This window comes from Streptococcus mitis (genome assembly GCF_000960005.1).
GTDB classification, from domain to species: Bacteria; Bacillota; Bacilli; order Lactobacillales; family Streptococcaceae; genus Streptococcus; species Streptococcus mitis_CK.
The window spans coordinates 603,957-629,410 of record NZ_JYGP01000002.1; the positions used below are offsets into that span (position 1 = coordinate 603,957).

The window sequence follows — 25,454 nt, forward strand, 5'->3', positions numbered from 1 at the left end:
CATTAAAACTTAACCCACTTATCATTATCCATGATGAAAGGCTTTGCCAGTCCGTCACCTGTGTAATCCGCATACTTAGTGCCTAAATACTTGTAGCAATCTTCCTTGCTGGCAAATTTAATCGCTTGGTAGGGCTCTTCGAAAGTCAATTTCTCTACAAATAAGAAACTATCATCAGCAGGCACTAAGACTCCAACGTGGCCTACAAACAGATACTCACCATCCAGATTATCGTGCAAGACTACAGATAGCATTCGAGCTTTATCGTTAAATTGAAACTGGGAGAAGAATGTTTCCATCTTTTCAACGTGAACCTTGACATCCGTCGTTGCTTCAGTTGGAACTCTCGAAAATAGAATATCAAACTCTTCCTTATCTTGTGAATCAAAGACTTTCCCCTTATCAATCGCATCGTTATCTAGGAAAAGCAATTGGTCATTCTTTTCAAGTTTTGGAATTGTGACTGAATTTTTCAAAAGACAATAACTATTGATACGACAGTTTGTACCAACGAAATCGCCTTTCTTTTGATTCCAAAGGTTGCTAATTTTCTCAACATCGTATTCGGTGTGAGTAAAGGAAGTGAAATCTCCTGATAGGCCTGTCGAGCCGACAATAGTATTATAATCATTTACAAGATTAAAAAAGGCATCAACACTATTTGGATCCAAGTGAGCTGATAAGAGAGATTTGACCTCTTCTGTACTTACCTGATTGTTTAGGTTGGTGTATGAAGCTTTCCATGGAACTTTCGCTGAACTGGTTTGCCTTTGATTCGTCCCTTCAAAAGTAGTATTTTGTTGTTGACAAGCAGTCAAGCCTAAAAACAAGACGGAACTGATTCCTAATGTGGCTAATTTTCTTGATTTCTTCATCTTCTTCTCCTTTTTACAGGTTTAGTAATTAGCCTTATTATACTATATAAATTGAACTTAAAATCATAATCTTCATCCACTACTTTTTAGAAAATCACAAATCCATTTGGAGAGATCACAAGCTGATTCTCTAGTTCTTGGCAATTGCTTGCTAGTGCTACTGCTTCCTTTTCTAAAAGATAATCTTCTTTGGACTGGTTAAAAATGGCTTTGATGACTTGGTTATCGTAATTCCATTTCAAGGTTAGTACATCAGCTTTGATTTCTTGGAGGCTATACTTGCCGTGCTGAATGATTGCTGACGCATGTTTGCGAATCTTAATCAGCCTCTTCATAAAGTTCAGCATATCATCGTCACTTGAGACACGTTCCCAAGGCATACAACGTCGACAATCTGGGTCTGGTCCTCCGGTTAAAGCTAACTCGGTTCCGGAATAGATGCAAGGTGTTCCTTTTTGTAAAAAGAGAAAGGCTAGGGCTGATTTAACCAGTTGAACGTCTTCATTGGCCGTCCACAAAATACGTTCTGTATCATGCGAATCCAAGAGATTAAACATCACTTCTGAAATCTGCTGCTTGTAATACATAGACTGGCAATTGATTTCATCAATGAATTGGTCTGTCTTCTTAACACCTCGTAAGAAATAGTCCTTGATGCTATCAGATAAAGGATAATTCATGACCGCGTGAAACTCATCTCCGTTTAGCCAAGGCTGAGACGTATGCCAGACTTCTCCAAGGATATAAAGATCAGACTTTTTAGCTAAAACTGCCTTGCGAAAATCCTTCCAGAAATGATGGTCAATCTCATTAGCCACATCCAAACGCCAAGCATCAATATCAAACTCTTCAATCCAATAAGTCGCAACCTTTAAAAGATACTCCTTGACCTCTGGATTGGCTGTATTTAGCTTAGGCATATAGTCCTCGAAACCAAAAGCATGATAAGGCAACTCTCTCTTGTTGGCTAGTTTTTCAGTCATCACTGGAAATTGTTGAATATGGAACCAATCTTTATAAGCAGACTCCTCACCGTTTTCGACAACATCTTGCCATTGAGGCGATTGCGAACCAATATGATTAAATACAGCATCCAGCATGATTTTCATGCCACGCTGATGAGCTTGCTCGACCAGTTCCCGAAAGGTCTCCTTGTCTCCAAAATAACGGTCAATTTCAAAGTAATCCGTCGTATTGTACTTATGATTGCTCGTAGATTCAAAGATAGGACAAAGATAAAGTCCAGTAATGCCCAAGTCTTGCAAATAATCCAGATGGTCAATAATCCCCTGTAAATCACCACCAAAGAAATCATCACTTTGAGGTGTGATAGATGAATCCCAGTCTAAAGCCCCTTCTGGGTTTAATAAAGCATTTCCATTGGCAAATCTCTCAGGAAATATCTGATACCATACTGTATTTGAAACCCAGTCAGGAACCTGACATGCATCAATCTCATGTATATAAGGCAACTTAAATCCATTTCCAATAGCATGAAGATTTTCTAGAGAATTTTCCACACACCCTTTATCGCCATACAAAATACTTTGACCTTCTGTATCCTTGAGTTCAAAGAGATACTGGATACGTGCAAAGTCAACGGACACTTCAACCTGCCAATAATCAAATAAGGTATCAGAAGTTATCTTGACCATTTCTTTTGTATCTTGATAAAACTCCTCCATAAAGATAAAAGGGTCCCCATAGTGCAAGTTGATGATTTCAATGTCCCCTTTCTTAGTTCGAATCCGAATATGGAGTTTCTTATCCTTATAAAGATAGGCATACTCCGACTCAGGTCTATGGTAAATGGCTGTTAATTCCACTGTATTTGTCTCCTGATTTACTTGGTTGCATTTGCGACGCAAACGTTTTCATAATTGTGATTCTAGTATACTACTTTCGTATTTTATTTTCAAGGCTTGTCCGTAGATTCTAGTGGTTTGGTTCTATAAATAAAAAAGCAGCCAGTTTTACAACTTGCTACTTTTCAAATGATGATTTACAAATGTCTTTCCAGCCACTCAATTTTTTTAAAATCCTTATTGTTATTGTGATCATTTCGATAGGAATCTTGGGAAGAAGCCTTGTAAATACTTAAAAACTGTTCCAAACTTGGAACGCGAAAAGTGATGTTCTCAAGATGAATCAGCTCTATATCCGATTCCGAAACTCCTGCAAAATCAGGTAAAGAATCGATACTTCCAAACTCAACACTCAGGCCATCTTTTTGGAATTCATGCTCATGAATATCTATTAAGGAATAGCCTAAGTGTTTCATCACTTTCATTATCTTGTCCCACTCATAAATTCTGAGATGATCAGGTGCTTCCCAACCTCTAGGGTCACCAGGCACATGAATGTCAATGTCAGACGGCCCCCATTCTTCATTTGATCGGTATTCAAACCCCAAAGACCCCATGAGCGTCGGAGTGATTCCGATTTGGTTTAAATGAGAACAAATTGTTCGAAATTCATCAAATAGAGAATTCATTCCTCCTCCAATCGTTGATATAGAACTTAATTTCGTTGTGAATAATAAACTAATTTTTATCTTTTACTCTTTCGGTTTTGAAAACACTTCAACTCGCTGAGCTAGAACCTTGATTTCTACAGGTAGGTTATCCGATTTATCGCCGTCAACATCTGACTCCAATTCACTATCTGAAGAGATCTTAATATTACGCGCTTTGATATACTCGATATTATCATTTGCGACAACATCCCCTTTTAGTAAATCAGGAATGACGGATAATTTGGAGAATATAGAGGCATCTTTCAGAATCAAAATGTTGGCATAGCCGTCCTTGTTTTCTTCAAAAATTTTTTTGTCAGCGAAGTAATTTGTCAAGAGAACCAAAACATGGCTCGCTTCACCAACATAATTTCCATTTTCTGTCTCAACCTTAATGTTAAAGACCTGATCCGTCATGACAGACTTCATGGTATTTACAGCATAGGCAAGAATACCAAATTTTGTCTTATCTTCAATTTCAACATTGTGAATCGCTTCAGGTAGAGAACCGATACTAAAGATATAACCAAAATAATTGTCATTCGCTTTTCCGATATCAATCTTATTGGTTAAGTTAAAATCGAGTTCATCAATTGCGCCATCGATGTCTTGATTGATTTCCAAAAGTTTTGTAATGAGGTTACCCGTACCGCCTGGGATAATCCCTAACTTAGGAATGTAGTCTCTCTCAGCAATACCCGAAATGACTTCGTTGACAGTCCCATCTCCACCAAACACAACCACTGCATCGTACTGCTCACGAGAAGCTTCTTTAGCAAAATGTGTTGCATCCAAAGCTTTTTCGGTAATTTTGGTTTCTACGTGCTCAAAATATTCTTTTGCTTTATTCTCCAGCTTTTCTTTGTAATCTAAAGCCTTCTCCCCACCAGAGGTAGGGTTGATAATTAACATTGCCTTTTTCATTAATGTTCTCCTTAATTTTAAATAGAAATGTTTACATTTCGTCGTATGCAACTAAATGTACTCTCATTATACAATGAAAATACAGAAAAGAGAAATATGACGTACTGGAGATTAATATAATTTTATTCTATTTTCCCATCGCATAACTACAGCTTTTAAGGGGGCATCCAAGTAAGAAAAGGCCTTATCCTTTATCCAGTCAGGAATACCATAAGCTGCCTCGGCAATGCTGCCAGTGATTGCTGCGAGTGTATCACTGTCGCCACCAAGTGAGATGGCATTTCTTATCGCATCTTCGAAATCTGTACTCTCAAGAAAGGCGATAATGGCTTGAGGGACAGTTTCCTGACATGTTTCGTTAAAACGATAGTTAGGACGGATTTCATCTAAAGTTTGAGATAGATTGTAGCCGTATTCCTTCTCTATATAATCCTTAATCCGTCTTTTACACTCCCTAGGATTGTCGTTAATTGATTGCTCGTATTCTCTACAATAACTACCAAAGTAAAAACGACATAGAAAAATAGCATCAGCTGTAGCCATTGCACCTTTAATACCTTCTAGATGATTATGGGTTACCTCTGCAGAAAGACACGCAAGTCCTCTAGATGATGGCCACATACCAGTTCTCGCATAAAAACCACAGTCCATGACCCAAGCACATGGAGAAACACGCATAGCTGATCCATTCCCAAAGCTATTATAAGGCTCACGGTTATCGCTATTTAGCCATGCATTAAACCGAGCACCGTAATCAGCATTCGGATACAGTCTGCCATATTTCTTCATCGCGTCAATGAAGTCGTCTTTTTGTCCCCCGTTCATAATCGCTTCTGCAACAGCACAGGTCATAACCGTATCATCTGTAAAAAAGCAGTCCTTCCGAAATAAAGTAAAGCCCTTCATTTTGATATTGTTCCACTCGTAAACAGAACCGACAATATCTCCAATAATTGCTCCTAGCATGAGATTCCTCCTTCTAAGTTTTTATAATCTACTCTCAACTTCTCTAGTATTCTTTTTTCTCCATAATTAAAATAGATATTTTTATAGCAATTCCTATGATAACAATACTGACAAAAACCATTCCAATAAAAATCATTAAACTCGAATTCTTTAAGAAAAACTCCACAACATTAGTCAGTAAATCTGATTTTGCTTTAAAAAAACTAGATAGAGCAAATACTGTAAAGTATGTTATAACCATGATCAGCCTACCTTTTTCAGCCCCATACTTAAGGATAAACGGAAGTTGAATAGCTGATATCAAAATACTTACAACTAATGTAATTAGTGAGATAAATATGATGCTGTCTATTAACATCTCTTTTTTTATTACCAATTGAACAAATAAACAAACTGAACCTACTAATCCAAAAACAAACGCAAAAAACAATTTACTTAGTACAAAGCTACTCTTTTTAATAGGCATGGAAAAGGCAAATTGTTCAAACTTCGATCTCGTATCATAGCCCAAAGCGATAGCAGTTAAAATTAACGGTATCATAGTACAAATAAGCGGTATCATAAAAATTTCATTTTCATATACCCCATAAACAATGAGTGCAATACAGAGAGTAATCGTTAATAGTAGTGTTTTCTTTAAAGTAGCTATATCTTTTAATATCAATGCAGTCATTATCTTTTATCTCCTTTCAAAAAATATATCATAATATCTTCGATAGAAGGTTTTTGTAATCTGATTCCATCTGGAATAAAATTTCTTTTAACAAGCATCTCTTGTCCAAATGCGTGTATCCTTCTCCCAATTATAGCTTCCTCATCAAGATTTTTAACTTCTTCATTAGATAAAGTACAGATAGCATAGTTTTCTTTGAGTTCATCCTTTGATTCAACAAAAAGTACTTTACCATCATTGATAAAAGCAATATAATCCGCCACTTTCTCTAAATCTGATAGGATATGTGACGATATTAAAATTGTATGATTTTCATCTTGAATAAAGTCAAGAAGAAAATCTAAAATTTCGTCCCGTACAATCGGATCCAATCCACTTGTAGCTTCATCCAAAATGAGAATTTCTGCTTTATGAGATAAAGCTACTGCCATCGATAATTTCATTCTCATTCCACGAGAATAACTTTGAATAGCCTGTTTTTCAGATAATTTAAATTTCTTTTTTAATTGATAGAAAAATTCTCTGTCCCATTTTGAATATACCCTTGAACAAAATTTTTCCAAATCAACGAGTGTCATTTCTTCCGGCACTAATAAATCATCAAACACTACTCCAATTTTATCTTTCAATTCAAGACTATTAGGATTATCATAACCTAAAATTTTAATTTCTCCTGAGTCTTTCCTAAGTAATCCTAACAATAATTTTATGGTTGTACTTTTACCAGCCCCGTTTTGGCCAATGTACCCGACAATAGAGCCTTTAGGAATAGAAAAATCTATCGGTCCTAATGTAAAGTCATCAAATTTTTTAACCAAGTTTTTGATTTCAATAGCAAAATCACTCATATTTTCCCTCCATATAACTACTAAACATCTCTACCAACTCATCATTGGTAACACCTGCAATCGCTGAAAGCTCAAGAATATCTTGCATTTTTGATTCGATTCGTTTCAAATATTCTTCTCGAATAAGCTCTTTATTTTGAGCTGCAACAAAATTACCTTTACCTTGAACTGAATTAATGAAACCATCAAGTTCTAGATCATCAAAAGCTCTTTTAGCAGTTATCATACTCACTCGAAGTTCTTTAGCTAAAAATCGGATTGATGGTAATTGCTCGCCAACCTTTAATTCTCCCAAAATGATCTGAGCCTTTATTTGATTTTTAATCTGTAAATAAATCGGATTATCACTTGAATTATCAATCTGTATATTCACCCTCCATATCCTCCTAACTATCCAACTGTTATCTCTGTTTTATCTGTTTATATTATATCATAACAGCTATATAAGTTCAATATTTAACAATCTGTATGAGACACATTATTGTTTAAATTGATTCCTTTTCACTTTAAATTTTTTATATAACAAAAAGCCTTACAATCAAGGCTTTTCTTAATCACTTTCGTTCACAGTTTTATACGTTTTTACCATCAACAGCACAGGTCATAACCGTATCATCTGTAAAAAAGCAGTCTTTACGAAATAAAGGAAAGTCCTTTGTTTTGATATTGTTCCATTCGTAAACAGAACCGACAATATCTCCAATAATTGCTCCTAGCATCAGATTCCTCCTTGTGTCATATCAGATTTATTACACATTCCCAATGGTTAACTCTTTAAAAATGGTGCCACCAAATCAATCCACTCTTGAGGTAGGTAAGCTGACAAATAGCCGTGATTATAGCCCTTTGCTTCATACAAAATCGTATTTGGATGTAGCTGCTGAAATAATTTCGCCGATGCTTTGACACAGTTCAATTCTTTTTCACCATAGATATACAGAACCTGAGCCTTGCTAGCAGAAATCATATCTTTCAGCTTGTAACGCCCCATATAGTTTTTGTAAATGGTTACCAATGTTTTGACAGGTGTCCTTGGCAGATCCTCCAAATAATAAGCTTTTATTTCCTCTGGATAGGCCAGTTTAGGATAGAGTTTGTTCATCATACTTAACTGAAGTTTGCAAGAGAATTTATTGAACATCAGTTTACCAAATAGAGACACTAGAAAGATGCTGATTTTAGATAACCTTGGTTGAGGAATACAGAGGCTTCCGTCTATAATGGCCTTCTCAGCAATTTCACTGTCTAAAGACAAAAGCTCCATGGCAATTTGACCACCAAGTGAAACACCACCGATTGCAAACAATTTCCCACTACAGTTTGCTTTGATATAGTCTAGAATCTCCAAAGCAGAATCTTCAGTAGAAACATAATCAAGTTGATATTCCTCGCCGTGGCCATTCAAAGTGGGTAGAATAATACGATATTCTTTTGACAAGATTCGTGCTTGACGAAGATAATTCCACCAAGAACTGCCACCACCATGTATCAGTAAAATAGGAGGCAAATTCTTATTACCAAATTCATGGAATTTCATGTTTAAACTCCTTACTGTAGGACTTTCACTAGCTAATTTTCCTTGTTCAATCAGCTCTTAAAAGCAGTACCACACACTCGACATAAAACGAGTGAACACTATGTATGCCAAGTGAACATGTATGTGGGAACATGTCTATAAACCTTTTGACAATAGCATAAGGTTATCGTTAAAAGGTATTACCCCGACAAACTGTGATTTACTCATTTCATTAAATCAGCTATTTCTTTCTTCCCATACGCCTTTACATTCTGAATTACATTCTGTTTCCTCTTTATTGATTCAAACAATGATATATCTAGTACATTTGCGAATTCTTCAAACTGAACCTGCCCGATTCTTCTTATTTCTTTAAGTTTCTCGGCATCTCTTACCTTTCTCTCTGCCTCACTCTTGGGGTATCCTTGCCCAAATGGCTCCGAGAAAAGAGCTTCTATTGTTCTTTCAAGATTTTCAGTCCCTGACCATGTATAATCTTCACCTAATGGTAATGATATCGCATTTCCATTATTAATCTGAGCAAATAAATAGGCATCATTCGGTGTAGGTGCATACCCGCAAATGACATCAGGCATACTATTACAAGCAAGCATCATTCCTTGTCCGGAAGAACAGCCCGTAACAACGAAATCAACTGTCCTACTTGCCAACAAGATACCTATAAGAATAGAAATTTCTATATACGAGTATTTTTCATTTTCTTCCATCGTACAGCCAAAGTTTATAACCTCAGATTTCTTTGGAGCATACCTTAATACAGCATCATAGATTATTTGATTTTTAGTCGCTTGCGAACTTGCTTGAATAACTCCGATTCTCATCATTTCACCTACTACTTCTAATTTAATTATTTCTTTTTCTTTGGTTTGGGTGCCGGTAATTCATCATATATTGAATTGAACAAGCCTTTATTTTCTACACTTCATTTATTCACTGGTTGCAACTTTTGACATCAACACTACCGCCTCCACATGTGATAATATTTTTCTTTTATTACTAATAAACAAAAGGCAGTAAAAATCATTTTAGAATGATATTGTGGAACGGAAAGATTTTCGCCACTTCCAAAAGAAACGATATTCATCACTCCACTTTAAATTATAATAGAAAATTCTCTAACATAGATCATCTAATTAGCAAATCGTTACTTTCAATAATGGATATCCTGATCTAAATTTTAAAATGTTGTTTCCTTACTAATTCTATTACTTGCTAATATCGTATAAATCAAATAACCAATAAAAATGATGATAAAAATAACATTAATTTTTAACACAAAATAGAGATTTAACAAATTTGCGAACGCATGAAATAATAGACAGTACCCCACAGATTTCGTTTGACGATAAAGAAGCCCTAAAACAAAACTTAAAAATAATGTATATATAAAAAATAAAATAAAAGGAAATCCTTGATGGCTTTCTCCAACTATAAACCATAAAGGCAGATGCCAAATCCCCCAAATTGATCCTACAATCAAATTAGATTGCCAATAAGTATATTTTTTATCAAGTAACGGTTGTAATATACCTCTCCATCCTAATTCTTCATGTCCACCACCAAAAAAAATTAATTGTATAAAGAATAGTGGCATCAGATAAATTGATACTCCGTTTAATTCTAAGGAAGATACAGAGAATAGTATCAAAATTGCTAACAAATGAATAATGAAGTAAATACTACTATTTTTTCTTTTATTAAATACAAAATGTTTAAATTTTATATTATTCCTTTTCAAATAAAAGCCACTTGCAATAGCTGGACCAAGTGCACCTACTATATGTAACATTCTCCCTATAAATGTTTCTAATCCCAAAATATGAGATTGAGTAAATATGGCAAGAAGCCCCCAAGCTATATAAGTAATTCCAAATGTAAAATAAAGATAATTTTTTAAATTCATTTTGTCAATTTCTGTCATTTTATCTTCCTAATCTTGATTATTTAATGAATAATATTTTTTCCGCTTCTTAGTTGCTCTCGATTATAACTACCTATATTCTATCATAAAAACACAAAAAAAGCCTTACAATCAAGGCTTTTCTATACTTTCACAAATGATCCTAATAAATTTCCATTCAACTTCTTCTAAGCATCTTTCCTAAAAAATAAATTGACAATCTCATCTTCTGAAAAGCCTAGCTCACCTAGTTTTTCAAACAAAATTTTCACTAGCTTGTTAGATTCTTGATATCTTAACTCCTTTATTTCTTGCTCGCTTGCTATGACAAAATATCCTAATGTTCCACAGCTAATAATCAAATTCTGTTCTTCGAGAACTTTCATTGCTTTTTGGACAGTTGCCGGATTACACTTCTCGTTTTCTGCTAATCTCCTTATTGAAGGAATTTGTTGTTCAGGTGCATAATCACCTCTTAAAATAGTCGTTCTTAATTTTGATGAAATTTGTAAATATAGATGGGGTTTCATTTAATCTTTTTATTATCACTTTCCCTAACAAACTTCCAATATGCAGAATAGAGGATAACTGTAGCTAGTAGAAGATAGTATTTATTTGCAAACATATCTGCTTCTCCTTTTGCATTGAAATGAATCGGAACTTTTTCTGGGAGAAATCTACAAATAACAACTATTATAGCTAGCATTACTAATAACACCAAAATATCTTTTATCAGTCTGTTTTTCATCTTATTTTTCTCCTTTAACTAGATAAAATTTGACTTGCTTATTGTTAAATAAACACCGATTGTAATAATCAATAAAACTACTGATACTACCTGTAAAACAAATATAATCGGAAGATTAAACAGCCAATTAAGCAAAAGTGGCGTAATAAGCGCAATCATACCAATAATTCCAGTTACAATAACAGGAAGACTTTGTTTGACAACTATCATCTCACTGTCCCAATCATAGTTAGGATATTTTTTATTTAATGCAATTCCGATTACAGTTATAAAAAAGGAGTAACATATAGGAACAATAATTAGGTTCGTGACTTGAATGAGATTCATATCTAGTTTTAGCACAAATACAGATACAGAAATCATATATCCAATCAAATGAAGTGTAAGATTGACAGCTATCTTAGCATTTAAAATCATTCTTACCTCAACCGGAGAACTTTTCAAAATCCAAATATTTTTACCCTCTAAAGACATAGATGAAGCTGCTGGACAACTGAGTGAAAGCATAGATGAAATAAAGACGGGAGCTAAGTTTGAAAGATACTCATTTATATTTTCAATTCCTGCAGAATTTCCTATTTGCCCTACAGAATTAAACAGGAAAGATATACTAAAGACACATAAAAGAATCACTCCAAGCCCAGCATTCAAGACTGCCATATAAGAACTTAAAAATCGTCCAAGCTCTTTTTGATACAAGGCAAAAAATACCGATTTTCTTTCATAAGATACTTTGTCATTAGCATATCTTGATTTTGTATTGGCAAGTGTATTAAGTATTCCATACTTCAACGAAGCAATTTTGACAAATAGATAAAAGACGACTATTGAAAGAACTATATAAAATCCCATCCCATAGTACATTGGAAAATTGTAGTATGACATAAATAGTCTAGAAATTGGATACAGTCCAGTAATTTGCTTAGCCAGAGTAACCCCAATACTACTTTCATCACCTGATTGCAAAGCTGATAATGCAAAATATCCAATTATACCTAACATCGCAAATGAAAAAATAAGAGAGATAACATTTTTTCTTTTAAAAAAAGATGAAGCGACAACAATAACGATTCCCATGCATGTCGCTATACACATGGGGATCAAAGGGGCAAAAATTATAGAAGTAAAATACAATATAATCTGTAGGAGGTTTAAACTTCCGTTCAAGCCCCATACAATTCCACCTGGAAGCATAAACATCAAGCCTATTAAAAAATTCAATAAGTACATAAACATGAACTTGCTGGTGATAATATACGAACTTTTAACAGGTAAGGATAGGAGAATTTCCATATCTCGACTGCCAAATAAAATGCCATTCGAATAAAAGACAGTCAAAAATAATATTGAAAAACTTGATACAGAGACCATATATGCCGGTATCAAGTCCTGCTGTCCGACGTATACCAATGTTTTCGCTGTTAGTATATTATAAACAAAGCAAAATAAGGAAAGAGTTATTATACCAAAACTCGCAATAGCCATTGAACTTTGTTTTTTATTTCCTGAATCTCTAATCTCGTTAATAGGAAAGAAATTAATCAATTGCGCTTTAAGCAACATCCAAATGTTACTCATTGTCCTGAACCTCCATAAAAAATGCCTCCAATGATTCATCACCTTTGACGTCTCCTGTATTGCCACTTGCAATTAACTTTCCATTTTTGATAATGGCAATCTTATTACATAATTTTTCCGCAACATCCAATACATGGGTTGAAAAGAAAATAGCACCTCCATCTGAAACACACTCATGCATAATTTTCTTTAGTAGGAAAGTTGCTTTGGGATCTAGCCCAACAAAAGGTTCATCTAAAATCAACAGTTTGGGAGAATGTACAAGTGCAGAAATAATGGCTGTTCGTTGCTTCATACCATGTGAATATGAAGAAATAATCCCCGAAAGATGCTCAGTCATATCAAATAAATCACCGTATTTTTGGATTCTCTCCCTGCGTATTTTTGTAGGAATTTCAAACAAGTCAGCAATAAAATTAATATATTGAAGTCCTGTCATATGTTCATACAAATCTGGATTATCTGGGATATACGCCATCATTTTTTTACAAATAACAGGTTCTTCTTTAATAGAATGACCGTTGATAATTATACTTCCGTCTTCAAAATCATGGATACCGACAACTGCCTTTATCGTTGACGTTTTTCCCGCACCATTTGCTCCAATAAAACCATAAATATCTCCAGGCTGTACTGAAATAGATAGGTTATCCACAACCTTCTTATCCCCATAACTTTTACTAAAATTCTTTATCTCTAACATATTTTCGTCTCCATTGACAATTTGTCAGTCTTGTTTTGAAATAATACCGATAGCTTGTTTTGATTTAGCTATCGGTACATAGTTCTCTTTACAAATATTCTATCTTTTTTTAATTGCTAAAGAGTCCTTTTGTATTTAGATTTTGTTCCAGCATTATCTTAAATGCATTCAAGTAATCTTTGACAGGTTCTTTCTTTGAAGTTATGATACCTATGTTATTTGAAACAAAAACATAGGCTGTCATCAGAAATTCTGCTGTTTCTGATGGATATTTTACAGAAAATACTTTTTCTGAGATGCCTTGATTTATTATCCTCTCAAAATATATAGTCAGTTTTTCAATGAGCTTATGAGATAACTTATCTAACATATAACGATTTTCTTCAAGATCAACCGTCTTTTGTAACTCAGTTCCTTCCGCTGAAACGTTATCTGTAGAGATTATTGTGGCATCTATAAAGGCTCTTATTTTTTCAATAGCAGTTTTGTCGTCATCATTGACAATCACATGAATATCTCTCAATAATTTCTCTGAATAACGTTCCACAAGACAATACAGAATATCTTCTTTGTTCTTAAAGTGATAGTATAACAAACCTCGTGATATATTTACCTTATCGACTATATCCTGAGTTGTTGTGTTCGCATATCCTTTCTCCATAAAGAGGAGCATAGCAGCATCCATAATCTCAGCACGTCGAATTTCCGGATCTTTTACATCTCGCATTTTATTCCTCCTGTTATAAATTATACTACTCTACTGACAAATTGTCAATTATAAAATTACCTTTTTGAGGATACCAAAAAAATCCTTGACACCAAGGATTTTTCGTCAACATTTTTTCTAAGCTCGTACAAGCAGTGATACCGCCTCAACATGATGCGTCTGCTAGACTCAAAAGGTTCACTGAACCTTTTGAGGATTAACTACGTTTCTCCAACAAGCTTACACATTCGACGTGATGTGTCTGAGGAAAAAGATCAACCGGCTGGACTTTCTTCAATTCATATCCCAATTCTCGGTAGAGTTTGATATCACGCGCCATAGTAGCGACATTACATGAGATATAGGCAATGCGATCAGCTCCTGTTTGGCTACTTGCCTTGATAAAACTTTCGGTTAAGCCCTTGCGTGGAGGATCAACCAAGATAACGGTTGGTTGAATACCTTCCTTGAGCCAATTCTTCATAGCATTTTCAGCTGTGTCACAGACATAGTGGGCGTTTGAAATATTGTTCAGCTGAGCATTCTTTTTGCTATTCTCAACCGCTTCTGCAATCACTTCAACACCATAAACTTCCTTGACATGTTTCGCAACAGAGAGGCCAATCGTCCCGATACCAGAGTAGGCATCAATAACCACATCATCTGATTTTAATGCTGCAAAGTCAATAGCTGTTTGATAGAGATTCTCCGCCATTTCAGTATTGACTTGGTAAAAAGCGGGACCAGCGATTTGGTAGTCATTTCCCAACATTTGGTCGGTAATATAGTCTTGACCATAAAGCGTACGCCATTCCTTACCAAAAATAGCATTAGTGTTCTGGTCATTAATATTTTGCATAACAGACACAATCTCTGGGAACTGCTTGATTAATTGTTCAATCAATTGTTCCACACGGAAAATCTTTGGACGGGTTGTTACCAAAATAACCATGATTTGTCCTGAGTAATGCCCACGACGTACCACAAGGTTTCGAATCAAGCCAGCTTGTTCCTTTTCATCATAAGGTTTCAGGTCATAACGACGGAGCAAGTCACGTAGAGCTACTACTACCTCATCAATCACAGGATCTTGGATAAAGAAATCTTCTAGAGGCATGAGGTCATGCGAATTCTTACGGAAAAATCCTGTTTCCAAGACACCATTCACACGACGAACAGGGACCTGCGCCTTATTGCGGTACTTGACTGGATGTTCCATACCTAAAGTTTCAGCAACCTCTATATCATCAATTCCAGCAATCTTATATAGACTATCCTTAACTTGCTTGGTTTTAAATTTGAGCTGTTCTGGATAGGCAAGATGACCTAAATCCGCGATTCCTGAACGCAGGTAAGCCAAATCTAAATCTTGATTACGGTGTGGTGATTGAACAAGGTATTCTTCAACTTTACCAAAACCAATCTTTTTATTGACCTTGAGGACACGCATGAGGATTTTTTCACTCGGTAAAGCATTCTCGACAAAGAATACCAAACCATCCACCTTGGCCACTCCTGCACCTTCATGGGTCAAGTCAACAATTTCAACTTCTACAATATCATTTTTCTTTAACATTTTCTTCTCTTTCTATTGACCGACAAAAAAGACGGCAACGTTACGGTTACCATCTATTATACCATGATTTTTCTTAAGAACCAAAACTCTTGAAGAAGTTGACAATGGCTTGCCAGAGGGAGCTTAGGAAATTGCCGCCGTCCTCTAGCGCCTTATCAGCATCAAAGTTAAGATTGATATTTTTAAAACTGTCGCCAGCTTGTGAAACAATACTTTGTTTAAGGTCATTCAGGGTTTTAGTGAAGTCTGCATTGCTGAGGATATCACTCTTCGATAGATTCAAAGCAAAATTGATGATGATATTGATTTGGTTTCCTGTTATAACCTGATCCAGTTTATAATTTTTTAAGGTATCTTCAACGATTTTACGGACATCTTCCTCCGTCAGATTTCCCTTGCTTTCTTTAGCTTTGGCGAGTCCTGACTTGATATCAGCTAGGGCAACGTTTAATTTATTAGCATCATAGCCTGACTTGTCCTTGTTTTCAGCATTGATATCGGACAAAGCCTTCAACTCTTCTTGAGCCAAATCTTTGTTGGCTTGTGGCACCTTGGCTCCATTAGCTTCAAGTGAATAGTAAATCCCTGCTAAGGCACTCTCACCTGTAACTGGAATAGGTGCTGCTACAGTAATTTTGGCGTGTTCCACACCCAAAGTTACGGCCGCATTGCGGTACATATCCTGCGTCACCTTAGTAATGTTTTCTGGTGTTTCAATCTTGACCTCAAGTGGCGACTTGTCACCTAGCTTTTGAATCTTGGCTGATGAATACAATTGTAAGCTAGAGTCATTGGCAACATTCATAATCTTAGAATAGACATCAGGTGTCATGGTCTTGAGTTCTTTGGTGTCTGTTGAGGCATTGTAGCCTAGTTTTTTTAGAGTTTGATTTTTTTGATCTTCAGACAATGAAGAACCTAGGACATATTCAGGTTGGACATAGGTTTCATCGATGACTTTTTGAACATCTGTTGCTGCATGGACACTATTCATAGCTGTTACTGCCCACAAGACCGCAGCACTGGTCAGAAAGAGTTTCTTTCTCATAGGGAATTTCCTCCTTTACCTTTCTAGAGTAATATATCTATCTTAAAGAAAACTTATAATAAAAACACCTGGACTAGCCAGATGTCGAAAAGAGAGTGAAACATTTGATGATGTAAAGGTTGAGTTGCACCTGTCTAGAATAGTAATAGTTTCCTCCATTTACATAGAGTTCGGCACCGTGAAAAATGGAAATAGGGTGAATATAACTATAAGTCTTTCCAGTGGAATTACCAAGCAAGGGAGCAACAGTCTCACGAGAGTACTGTTTGGCCAGAGCCAAGGTGTTTTCCTTACCATTTTGGGCGATAAAATCGATATAGGCAGGTCCAAAATTATAGGCTTGAACAGCCGTCCAGACATCAACACCCTTCTTTTGGGCCAGATAGAGATTGTCTGTCAGAGTTTGAACACCTTGCCGAATGCTTGACGCATTATCATTAATGGTGTTGGTGGAACCACTTGCAGACTCACTGGACTGCATAACATCGCCTTCTTTTCCTTTTGTTTCGGTATAAATCATAGCGAGCACAAGCTCTTCGTTTGCTGGGGTGTCTTTTTCACTCAAGATTTCTCGCACCATGGGTTGATAGGTCATGACTTGCTTGACATCTTGATGAACACGGTAAGCTTTATAGCCAGCAAAAAGGAAGACTGCTAGCACAAGCACTCTTCGAATTCGTTTAAACATTATTTACTTTGGATATCCTCGATATTTTTGATTAAGATAGAATAGGTTCCATTGTCGTTTTGGATAAACTCAACAGACTCGGCGTCTTGATAGACGTTATTAGGAACAATGAGCTCAATTCCATTTGACAAAGAAAGTTTTTGGTTTTCAAATTTTTTAAGCTGACGACTGGCATCAATTTCATCAAATTGAACTGGTTCTGGTACGGCTTCTTTGACTTGATCAATAAAGCTCAAACGAGCCGTCAGATTGTTGTCAAAAAGGTCGTTGGCCAATTTTTCAGGTGATAATTCATTGCTTTCTTCTAGGTTGTTGAAAATCGCTGATTTGACCTTAGATTGAAATTGAAAATCATCTGTGTTAAAAGTCTCAGCAATTCGCTGTGCCGTTTTTTCCAGTTCCTTGATAGATTTCTTTGGAGAAATCTTAGGGGAAACGGCAAGAAGATTGTCTGAAAAATAGTTCAAGAAAGTCCCATTGTACTTGATGCGTTTTTCAATCAGATGGTACTTGCGACTCTGAAGATTGACCACCAAGGCCTCATCAGCACCCGTTCCAAATCCAGGCAGGTTATTCTGAGTCAGCTTGATTGGATTATCGACCTCTCCTCCGAGGTGGGTCAGGGTCTCACGCAGGGCAATTCGCAAGAAAGCGAAATGTTCCACGCCTTCTTTAGAAAATTGCACAAAAATCAAGTCATTGGTCTTGAGATTTTCAGAAATACTGAACTCTTCTTTCCAGAGATTAGCCAGTGTGACTGATGTCTCCAACAAATCGTCTGTGATATGATTGAAGAAGGGATTTTCTTCCTCGAAAATCCCAGTCTTGGCTTCATCTGAATACACACGCTCAATTTTTTTACGCAAGTATTCTTCGATTTTTGGAGTAATATTGAGAAGCTTATCCGCTAGGAACAGCTCGGTATCATCCGGGCTAAACTGATGGATAATAGCTTTCTTAATATAAATGTCCATAAAAATTTTAGTCCTCGTATAATGGGAAGGCATCTGTCAATTCTTTGACTGCACTTCTCACTTCTTCTAATACAGCCTCATTTTCTGCATTCTTAAGGGTTTTAATTATCAGTTCAGCAACTTTGCGACTCTCTTCTTCACCAAATCCACGCGCAGTGATGGCTGCAGATCCGATACGAATCCCACTTGTCTTGAATGGTGACAAGGTTTCGTAAGGGATTGAGTTTTTATTTAGGGTAATATTGACTTCATCCAGCAAGTTTTGAGCAACTTTTCCGTTTTCTACAACTTTAGTCACATCCACTAGGAAGAGGTGGTTTTCAGTCCCACCAGAAATGATACGGAAATCAGGATCTTGCAAGAAGACTTCTACCATAGCCTTGCTGTTTTTGATAACATTGGCAGCATATTCCTTGAAGGCTGGATCCAAAACTTCTTTGAAGGAAACTGCCTTAGCAGCAACAACATGCTCCAAAGGACCGCCCTGAATACCTGGGAAAATAGCTGAATTGATTTTCTTAGCAAGTTCTTCGTCATTGGTCAAAATCAAACCACCACGAGGTCCACGAAGGGTTTTGTGAGTCGTTGTTGTAGTGATATGAGCGTATGGTACTGGGCTTGGATGTAGACCAGCAGCAACCAAACCAGCGATATGGGCCATATCCACCATAAGCTTAGCCCCAACAGCATCTGCGATTTCACGGAATTTTGAGAAGTCGATAATTTGAGAATAGGCTGACGCACCAGCTACAATCAGTTTTGGTTTTACTTCTTGGGCTTGTTTTAAGATAGCATCAAAGTCCAAGAGTTCCGTTTCAGGATCCACACTATAAGAAACAAAATTGTAGGTTTGACCAGAGAAGCTGACAGGAGCTCCGTGGGTCAAGTGTCCACCTGCTGCCAAATCCATCCCCATAACAGTATCGCCCGGTTCAATCAAGGCCATGTAAGCCGCACAGTTGGCTTGGCTTCCTGAGTGAGGTTGCACATTGGCAAATTTAGCACCGAAAATTTCTTTTGCACGTTCAATAGCTAGACTTTCTACCACGTCTACCACATCAGTCCCACCATAGTAACGGCGTCCTGGGTAGCCTTCGGCGTATTTATTCGTCAAGATAGACCCTTGAGCTGCCATAACAGCCTTGGAAACTACGTTTTCCGAAGCAATCAACTCAATGTTGTTTTGTTGGCGTTCTTCTTCTTTGGCAATAGCATTCCAGAGATCAGCATCATATGCTTTAAAATCATCTTTGTCAAAAATCATAGGTCTTCTCCTTTATTGTGTGACTAGTCCATTAGTTTAATTCTCTTATAAGAAAATTAAACTAAAAGATGCGAATAAACCGTTTCTGCATTTTATCACAAGTATAACCAACTTTTTCATAAAATGCATGAGCACCCAGACGATGATCGGCAGAGTTTAAGCGGATAAACCCATAACCACGTCTTTTTGCTTCTTGATCCAACCCTTGCAGTAAGCTTTTACCAATACCTTGACCTTGCGCTTGAGGTGAAACTGCTAAGGCTAAAATATTAAATCCTGCTTTAGAATAAAGTGATTCATAGACCTCAGCGTGGACATATCCAAGTAAGACATGACTAGCTTCATCCTCATAGCCAAGAAGGAAATGATGGGAATCCTGAGATAGTCTAGCTAGTTGACTAGCCGTGTCCTCTGGACTAAAAGAATAGCCCAAAGCTTCTTGGTTAATGTCACATATAGATTTCACATCTGTTTCTCTTAAATTTCTTAGCATTTCATGCCTCCTCAAAAGAAATCTCTGGCAACCGAGCAAGAATATCTTCTCGCTTAATGGCCCCTTGACGTAAGATTTTCACCTTGTCTCCAGACAGATCCAAAATAGTTGAATCCTGTCCAGTTAGAAAAGCATCGTCTTCCAGACCCAGAACCTCTTGGTCAAAATCCTCTAGAATTTGATTAAAGGTCACTCCACTTTCCTGACCTGAAATATTGGCAGACGGCCCAATCAAGGGTCCTGTCTCTCGAATCAAATCAAGGGTAGTGGGATGACTAGGCATCCGAAATCCAACAGTTGCAAGACCAGAATTGACCCAATAGGGAACTCGGTCATTAGCTTCGAGAATAATGGTTAAGGGACCTGGTAAAAAGGTCTCTACAAGTTTTTGTAGATAAGTTGGCTGATTCTTAGAAAAGTACAAAATGTCCTCTAGAGAGGCGATATTAAGATTGAGCGCCTTGTCTCTGGGACGACGTTTAATCTGGTATACATGATTAACTGCTTTTTCGTCTAGAGCCTTGGCAAAAAGACCGTAAACTGTCTCTGTAGGTAGAACGACAGCTCCACCCTTTTCCAACTCTTGTTTAATCCTGTCCATCATCAACCACGACCATCCTATCTTGACCAAATTGGTCCTTGAGTGTTCGAACTCGCTTTTCAGGAAGATATTTCTTAAAAAGTTCAGGAACACTTTGACCTTGCTTGTATCCAATTTCAAGATAAATCTTACCACCATCTTTGAGATAGTCTTTTGCATCTTCCGCAATTCTACGGTAAATAGCTAGGCCATCCTCGTCTGCAAAGAGAGCTAGATGAGGCTCCGAATGCAAAACATTCAAGCCGACCTCTGACTCATCTTCACGAGAGATATAGGGTGGATTGGAAACAATTATATCATATTTTTCAGAAATTTCTGTAAAACAGTCAGATTTTTTTAAAAATATTTGAAGATTTTGATTTTTAGCATTTTCGTTAGCTAAATCTAAAGCATCTTGGGAAATATCTGCTGCTGTCACTGACCAATCTGATCTGTTTTTTGCTAGAGCGAGAGCAATAGCTCCACTACCTGTTCCAATATCCAGAACTGAAAGATTCGTCTCAGGATTTTCAGCTAGGATAAGCTCCACCAACTCCTCAGTCTCTGGACGAGGAATCAAAACACGCTCATCAACTTTTAACTGCATTCCGAAGAATTCTGCATGACCAATGATATACTGTGCTGGTTTATGAGCCGCTAACTGCTGGTAAATCTCTTCTACAAATACTTCTTCCTCTTCCGTCACTTCCTGCTGGAGGGCAAAGACAAAATCTGTAAAAGAAAGATTTTTCAGGCTACGATAGACAAAAGAGAGGCTTTCTGCTTCCTCTCCCTGTCTTATCAATTCTTCTTCAAAATCTGAAAATAATTGAGCTAATTTCATTATTTATTTAATTCTTCTAATTTTTGCGTTTGGTCATAGAGCACCAAGGCATCCACAACTTCATCCAATTTACCAGACAAAATGGTATCTAGTTTTTGGAGAGTCAAGCCGATACGGTGGTCCGTGACACGGTTTTGTGGGAAGTTATAAGTTCGGATCCGTTCTGAACGGTCACCAGTACCAATCGTTGACTTACGCTCAGCGTCCTGTTCATCCTGAGCAATCTGAGCAAAGTGGTCAGCAACACGCGCACGGATGATTTTCATGGCTTTCTCACGGTTCTTCTGCTGGGTACGTTCTTCCTGCATCTCAACCTTGATATTGGTTGGCAAGTGAACGATACGAACGGCAGTCGCAACCTTATTGACGTTCTGTCCACCAGCACCAGAGGCGTGATAGATGTCGACACGAAGATCTTTTGGATCAAGATCGTATTCAACTTCTTCTACTTCAGGCATGACAAGTACTGTCGCTGTCGAAGTATGAACACGGCCTTGGCTTTCTGTCACAGGGACACGTTGCACACGGTGGGCACCTGATTCGTACTTGAGTTTAGAGTAAACTGACTGACCTGAAACCATAGCAACCACTTCTTTAAAACCACCGACACCGTTCATAGAAGCTTCCATAACTTCAAAGCGCCATCCTTGTGCTTCCGCATACTTTTGGTACATGATTAGAAGGTCTCCAGCGAAAAGTGCCGCTTCGTCTCCACCAGCTGCTCCACGGATTTCAAGGATGATATTCTTGTCATCGTTTGGATCCTTTGGAAGGAGCAAGATTTTCAGTTTTTCTTCGTATTCTTCTTTTTCAGCCTTGGCATCTTTGAGCTCTTGCTTGGCCATTTCTTCCAAGTCCGCATCTCCGCCTGATTCCTTAATCATCTCTTCAGCATCGACGATATTTTGAAGGACTTGTTTGTATTCTCGGTAAGCCGTCACTGTATCACGGCTTGAAGCCTCTTCTTTTGAGAGCTCCATGAAACGCTTGGTGTCCGAAACCACATCTGGGTCACTGAGCAACTCTCCTAATTCTTCATAACGGTCTTCTACAGCTTGTAGTTGATCATAGATGTTCATTTTTTCTCCTTATTTCTCAATTGTTAAATCATAGATTGCTACTACTTCGTTCTCGGATATTTCCCCAGTTTCTTTAAATCCATAACTGAGGTAACAAGATCTTGCATGTTCGTTTTCTGGTTCATAAGACAACCAAAGTTTATTGCTTAAACCTGCTGGCGCTGTCCGAACATAGTCTAGTACTTTATCCATAATTGGTTTAAAATATCCTTGATTTTGAAAATTCTTATCAATCATAAAACGAAATAGTAAATAATTTCCACTACTAATTCCGATCTTTTTATCATAAGCTATCATCACAAAACCTATAATTGCATCATTATCATAAACTGCCAATGGAGCTACAAAATCTCCATTTTTAGTGTAGACGTATGCTTCAGCTAAACTAATTGCGTTGGTTGCAATGAATTGTTTTTGATATTCCTTGACATCCAAATTCAAAACATCAAAATAATTTCCCATTGTAACATCTCTTAGTTCAATTGTCATAGTTTTGCTCCTTGTTAGAGGTTATCATTGGCGAAAAATAATGTTTACGGCAAACCGAGATATAGGTTTCATTACCACCAATCTGAATCTGCTCACCATCATAAACGGGCAGTCCATCCTGAGTTCGTAATACCATGGTCGCCTTTTTCTTGCAATACTGACAGATGGTCTTGATCTCATCAATCTTATCTGCTAAAAGCAAGAGATACTTGGAACCTTCGAACAGTTCATTGCGAAAATCATTTTTCAAACCAAAAGCCATGACGGGTATATCTAACTCATCAACAACACGAGCTAGATCATAAACATGATGACGCTTAAGAAACTGGGCTTCATCAACCAACACACAGTAAGGCTTTTCTGGTAGGTCTCGGATATAGCCAAAGATATCCGTCGTTTCCTCAATCGCAATGGCAGGGCGTTTCATGCCAATCCGACTCGACACATAACCAACACCGTCACGCGTATCCAGAGCCGAGGTCATAATCACAACACCTTTTCCCTGCTCCTCATAGTTATAGGCCACCTTGAGAATCTCGATTGTCTTTCCAGAGTTCATGGTCCCATAACGATAATACAACTGTGCCATGTTTCTTGCTTCACGTCCATTTCTAAATTTTTGCTACATTATAGTATATCATAATTTTCTTAAGCTTTAAACGGCAAAATGTGGTAAAATAGAAGAAATCAAAACTAGTGGAGGAAGCTATTATGCCATTTGTACGCATCGATTTATTTGAAGGACGCACGCTCGAACAAAAGAAGGCTCTTGCTAAGGAAGTAATGGAAGCTGTTGTCCGTAATACTGGAGCCCCTCAATCTGCTGTCCATGTCATCATCAACGACATGCCAGAAGGAACTTACTTCCCACAAGGGGAAATGCGCACCAAATAAGCTAGCTTAAGCAGAATTGCTTAGGCTTTTTCAATCTCCAAGTAGCATCCATTGAAGAAATAGTTCAAATTTGTTACAATTTGAAAAGAGACTTGGAAAAATTTCCAAGAAAAGAGCTATTTATTAAAGGAAACATTATGATTACACGTGAATTTGATACCATCGCTGCTATCTCTACTCCACTAGGTGAAGGGGCTATTGGTATTGTCCGCCTGAGCGGAACAGAAAGTTTTGCTATTGTGCAAAAGATTTTTAAAGGAAAAGACTTGAGTCAGGTTGCTAGCCATACACTCAACTACGGTCACATTATTGATCCTCTGACTGGTAAAGTCATGGACGAGGTTATGGTTGGGGCTATGAAGTCTCCAAAAACCTTCACTCGTGAGGATATTATCGAGATTAACACCCACGGTGGGATTGCGGTTACCAATGAGATTCTCCAGCTAGCTATCCGTGAAGGAGCTCGATTGGCTGAACCTGGTGAATTTACCAAACGTGCCTTTCTAAATGGACGTGTGGACTTGACTCAGGCTGAGGCGGTCATGGATATCATCCGCGCTAAGACAGACAAGGCCATGAACATTGCGGTCAAACAACTTGATGGTTCCCTTTCTGATCTTATCAATAATACCCGTCAAGAAATCCTCAATACACTTGCCCAAGTCGAGGTCAATATTGATTATCCTGAGTACGACGATGTTGAGGAAGCCACTACTGCTGTTGTCCGTGAGAAGACTATGGAGTTTGAGCAATTGCTAACTAATCTCCTTAAGACAGCCCGTCGCGGCAAAATCCTCCGTGAGGGAATTTCAACAGCTATCATCGGCCGTCCTAACGTTGGAAAATCCAGCCTCCTCAACAACCTCTTACGTGAGGACAAGGCAATCGTCACTGATATCGCTGGTACGACACGTGATGTCATCGAAGAATACGTCAACATTAACGGTGTTCCACTTAAATTGATTGATACAGCTGGAATCCGTGAAACAGATGATATCGTTGAACAAATCGGTGTTGAGCGTTCGAAAAAAGCTCTTAAGGAAGCTGACTTGGTTCTACTGGTGCTAAATGCCAGTGAACCACTAACCGCCCAAGACCGCCAACTCCTAGAAATCAGTCGGGAGACTAATCGCATTATTCTTCTTAACAAAACCGACCTGCCTGAAGCGATTGAAACTTCGGAACTACCTGAAGACGTTATTCGTATTTCAGTCCTTAAAAACCAAAATATTGATAAGATTGAAGAACGTATTAACAACCTCTTCTTTGAAAATGCTGGTTTGGTTGAGCAAGACGCAACCTACTTGTCAAATGCCCGTCATATTTCCTTGATTGAGAAGGCTGTTGAAAGCCTACAGGCTGTTAATGAAGGGCTGGAACTAGGTATGCCAGTTGACTTGCTTCAAGTTGACTTGACTCGTACTTGGGAAATCCTCGGAGAAATCACTGGGGATGCTGCTCCTGATGAGCTCATCACTCAACTTTTTAGCCAATTCTGTTTAGGAAAATAAGAAATCCATGATCGTTCATTCGGTCATGGATTTTCTAATCT

General features: G+C 37.4%; 29 protein-coding genes and 1 pseudogene. 2 read left to right on the forward strand and 28 right to left on the reverse strand.

The features are described 5' to 3' along the window. Positions 1-2: 2 nt before the first annotated feature. The 28 genes and pseudogenes from TZ90_RS04370 to TZ90_RS04500 form a co-directional block, all read right to left on the reverse strand. On the reverse strand, positions 3-875 hold the full coding sequence (locus TZ90_RS04370; protein WP_045611680.1) for a DUF4300 family protein: 873 nt from the start codon (positions 873-875) through the stop codon (positions 3-5). Positions 876-961: 86 nt separating this feature from the next. Beyond that, positions 962-2,701, reverse strand: a complete 1,740-nt coding sequence (locus TZ90_RS04375; protein WP_045611683.1) for a glycoside hydrolase family 13 protein — start codon at positions 2,699-2,701, stop codon at positions 962-964. 176 nt (positions 2,702-2,877) lie between these two features. After that, a complete protein-coding gene (locus tag TZ90_RS04380; RefSeq protein ID WP_045611687.1) occupies positions 2,878-3,369 on the reverse strand; it encodes a phosphoribosylanthranilate isomerase in 492 nt (163 codons plus the stop codon). Between the two features lie 63 nt (positions 3,370-3,432). Then, complete coding sequence (locus tag TZ90_RS04385; RefSeq protein ID WP_045611689.1) at positions 3,433-4,314, reverse strand: diacylglycerol/lipid kinase family protein; 882 nt, start codon at positions 4,312-4,314, stop codon at positions 3,433-3,435. Positions 4,315-4,425: 111 nt separating this feature from the next. Beyond that, the gene (locus tag TZ90_RS04390) at positions 4,426-5,280 is read right to left on the reverse strand and encodes an ADP-ribosylglycohydrolase family protein (RefSeq protein WP_045611692.1); all 855 of its coding nucleotides are present in this window, start codon (positions 5,278-5,280) and stop codon (positions 4,426-4,428) included. A gap of 43 nt (positions 5,281-5,323) precedes the next feature. Continuing rightward, a complete protein-coding gene (locus tag TZ90_RS04395) occupies positions 5,324-5,953 on the reverse strand; it encodes an ABC-2 transporter permease (protein WP_045611694.1) in 630 nt (209 codons plus the stop codon). Further along, positions 5,953-6,801, reverse strand: a complete 849-nt coding sequence (locus TZ90_RS04400) for an ABC transporter ATP-binding protein (protein WP_045611695.1) — start codon at positions 6,799-6,801, stop codon at positions 5,953-5,955. Before TZ90_RS04400 ends, TZ90_RS04395 begins: the two co-directional genes overlap by 1 nt. Then, positions 6,794-7,174, reverse strand: a complete 381-nt coding sequence (locus TZ90_RS04405; protein ID WP_045611697.1) for a GntR family transcriptional regulator — start codon at positions 7,172-7,174, stop codon at positions 6,794-6,796. The genes TZ90_RS04400 and TZ90_RS04405 overlap by 8 nt, the downstream gene beginning before the upstream one ends. A gap of 217 nt (positions 7,175-7,391) precedes the next feature. Then, positions 7,392-7,520: pseudogene (locus TZ90_RS09900) on the reverse strand (ADP-ribosylglycohydrolase family protein); the annotation flags it as partial. Between the two features lie 47 nt (positions 7,521-7,567). Then, positions 7,568-8,338, reverse strand: a complete 771-nt coding sequence (locus tag TZ90_RS04410; RefSeq protein WP_045611698.1) for an alpha/beta fold hydrolase — start codon at positions 8,336-8,338, stop codon at positions 7,568-7,570. Positions 8,339-8,541: 203 nt separating this feature from the next. After that, positions 8,542-9,159, reverse strand: a complete 618-nt coding sequence (locus tag TZ90_RS04415; RefSeq protein WP_045611699.1) for an RpiB/LacA/LacB family sugar-phosphate isomerase — start codon at positions 9,157-9,159, stop codon at positions 8,542-8,544. Positions 9,160-9,515: 356 nt separating this feature from the next. After that, positions 9,516-10,259: a CPBP family intramembrane glutamic endopeptidase gene (locus TZ90_RS04420; protein ID WP_045611700.1), complete on the reverse strand. Its 744-nt coding sequence runs from the start codon at positions 10,257-10,259 to the stop codon at positions 9,516-9,518. A 167-nt stretch (positions 10,260-10,426) separates the two neighbouring features. Then, positions 10,427-10,768 (reverse strand): GntR family transcriptional regulator, encoded by a 342-nt coding sequence (locus tag TZ90_RS04425; protein WP_045611701.1) that lies wholly within the window; start codon positions 10,766-10,768, stop codon positions 10,427-10,429. Then, positions 10,765-10,986 carry a DUF1648 domain-containing protein gene (locus TZ90_RS04430; protein WP_045611703.1) on the reverse strand — a complete coding sequence of 74 codons (222 nt, stop codon included), beginning with the start codon at positions 10,984-10,986 and terminating at the stop codon, positions 10,765-10,767. Before TZ90_RS04430 ends, TZ90_RS04425 begins: the two co-directional genes overlap by 4 nt. An 18-nt stretch (positions 10,987-11,004) precedes the next feature. Then, the gene (locus TZ90_RS04435; protein WP_045611705.1) at positions 11,005-12,564 is read right to left on the reverse strand and encodes a putative ABC transporter permease subunit; all 1,560 of its coding nucleotides are present in this window, start codon (positions 12,562-12,564) and stop codon (positions 11,005-11,007) included. Further along, entirely contained in the window at positions 12,557-13,267 is a 711-nt protein-coding gene (locus TZ90_RS04440) for an ABC transporter ATP-binding protein (RefSeq protein ID WP_045611708.1), read from the reverse strand. Before TZ90_RS04440 ends, TZ90_RS04435 begins: the two co-directional genes overlap by 8 nt. A 109-nt stretch (positions 13,268-13,376) precedes the next feature. Further along, positions 13,377-13,994 carry a TetR/AcrR family transcriptional regulator gene (locus TZ90_RS04445; RefSeq protein ID WP_045611710.1) on the reverse strand — a complete coding sequence of 206 codons (618 nt, stop codon included), beginning with the start codon at positions 13,992-13,994 and terminating at the stop codon, positions 13,377-13,379. A 196-nt stretch (positions 13,995-14,190) separates the two neighbouring features. After that, entirely contained in the window at positions 14,191-15,549 is a 1,359-nt protein-coding gene (rlmD, locus tag TZ90_RS04450) for a 23S rRNA (uracil(1939)-C(5))-methyltransferase RlmD (RefSeq protein WP_045611712.1), read from the reverse strand. A 73-nt stretch (positions 15,550-15,622) separates the two neighbouring features. After that, positions 15,623-16,597 (reverse strand): DUF1002 domain-containing protein, encoded by a 975-nt coding sequence (locus tag TZ90_RS04455; protein WP_001227769.1) that lies wholly within the window; start codon positions 16,595-16,597, stop codon positions 15,623-15,625. A gap of 73 nt (positions 16,598-16,670) precedes the next feature. Beyond that, complete coding sequence (pmp23, locus tag TZ90_RS04460; protein WP_045611714.1) at positions 16,671-17,285, reverse strand: cell wall hydrolase Pmp23; 615 nt, start codon at positions 17,283-17,285, stop codon at positions 16,671-16,673. After that, positions 17,285-18,259, reverse strand: a complete 975-nt coding sequence (locus TZ90_RS04465; protein ID WP_000356125.1) for a nucleoid-associated protein — start codon at positions 18,257-18,259, stop codon at positions 17,285-17,287. The genes pmp23 and TZ90_RS04465 overlap by 1 nt, the downstream gene beginning before the upstream one ends. Positions 18,260-18,266: 7 nt before the next feature. Continuing rightward, complete coding sequence (glyA, locus tag TZ90_RS04470) at positions 18,267-19,523, reverse strand: serine hydroxymethyltransferase (protein ID WP_045611715.1); 1,257 nt, start codon at positions 19,521-19,523, stop codon at positions 18,267-18,269. A 61-nt stretch (positions 19,524-19,584) separates the two neighbouring features. Continuing rightward, positions 19,585-20,016 (reverse strand): GNAT family N-acetyltransferase, encoded by a 432-nt coding sequence (locus tag TZ90_RS04475; protein ID WP_045611716.1) that lies wholly within the window; start codon positions 20,014-20,016, stop codon positions 19,585-19,587. 1 nt (position 20,017) lies between these two features. Next, entirely contained in the window at positions 20,018-20,620 is a 603-nt protein-coding gene (locus tag TZ90_RS04480) for an L-threonylcarbamoyladenylate synthase (protein WP_045611717.1), read from the reverse strand. Beyond that, positions 20,604-21,440, reverse strand: coding sequence for a peptide chain release factor N(5)-glutamine methyltransferase (gene prmC, locus TZ90_RS04485; RefSeq protein ID WP_045611718.1), 837 nt, complete (start codon positions 21,438-21,440; stop codon positions 20,604-20,606). The genes TZ90_RS04480 and prmC overlap by 17 nt, the downstream gene beginning before the upstream one ends. After that, entirely contained in the window at positions 21,440-22,519 is a 1,080-nt protein-coding gene (prfA, locus tag TZ90_RS04490) for a peptide chain release factor 1 (protein ID WP_001028806.1), read from the reverse strand. The genes prmC and prfA overlap by 1 nt, the downstream gene beginning before the upstream one ends. A 9-nt stretch (positions 22,520-22,528) precedes the next feature. Next, positions 22,529-23,008, reverse strand: coding sequence for a GNAT family N-acetyltransferase (locus TZ90_RS04495; protein WP_045611719.1), 480 nt, complete (start codon positions 23,006-23,008; stop codon positions 22,529-22,531). Next, entirely contained in the window at positions 22,998-23,597 is a 600-nt protein-coding gene (locus tag TZ90_RS04500; protein WP_045611720.1) for a thymidine kinase, read from the reverse strand. The genes TZ90_RS04495 and TZ90_RS04500 overlap by 11 nt, the downstream gene beginning before the upstream one ends. A 122-nt stretch (positions 23,598-23,719) precedes the next feature. Here TZ90_RS04500 and TZ90_RS04505 point away from each other — a divergent pair, with 122 nt between their 5' ends. Together TZ90_RS04505 and mnmE are read left to right on the forward strand one after the other, a co-directional pair. Beyond that, positions 23,720-23,902: a 4-oxalocrotonate tautomerase gene (locus TZ90_RS04505; protein WP_045611721.1), complete on the forward strand. Its 183-nt coding sequence runs from the start codon at positions 23,720-23,722 to the stop codon at positions 23,900-23,902. A gap of 137 nt (positions 23,903-24,039) precedes the next feature. Further along, a complete protein-coding gene (gene mnmE, locus TZ90_RS04510) occupies positions 24,040-25,413 on the forward strand; it encodes a tRNA uridine-5-carboxymethylaminomethyl(34) synthesis GTPase MnmE (protein ID WP_042751110.1) in 1,374 nt (457 codons plus the stop codon). Positions 25,414-25,454: the final 41 nt, after the last annotated feature.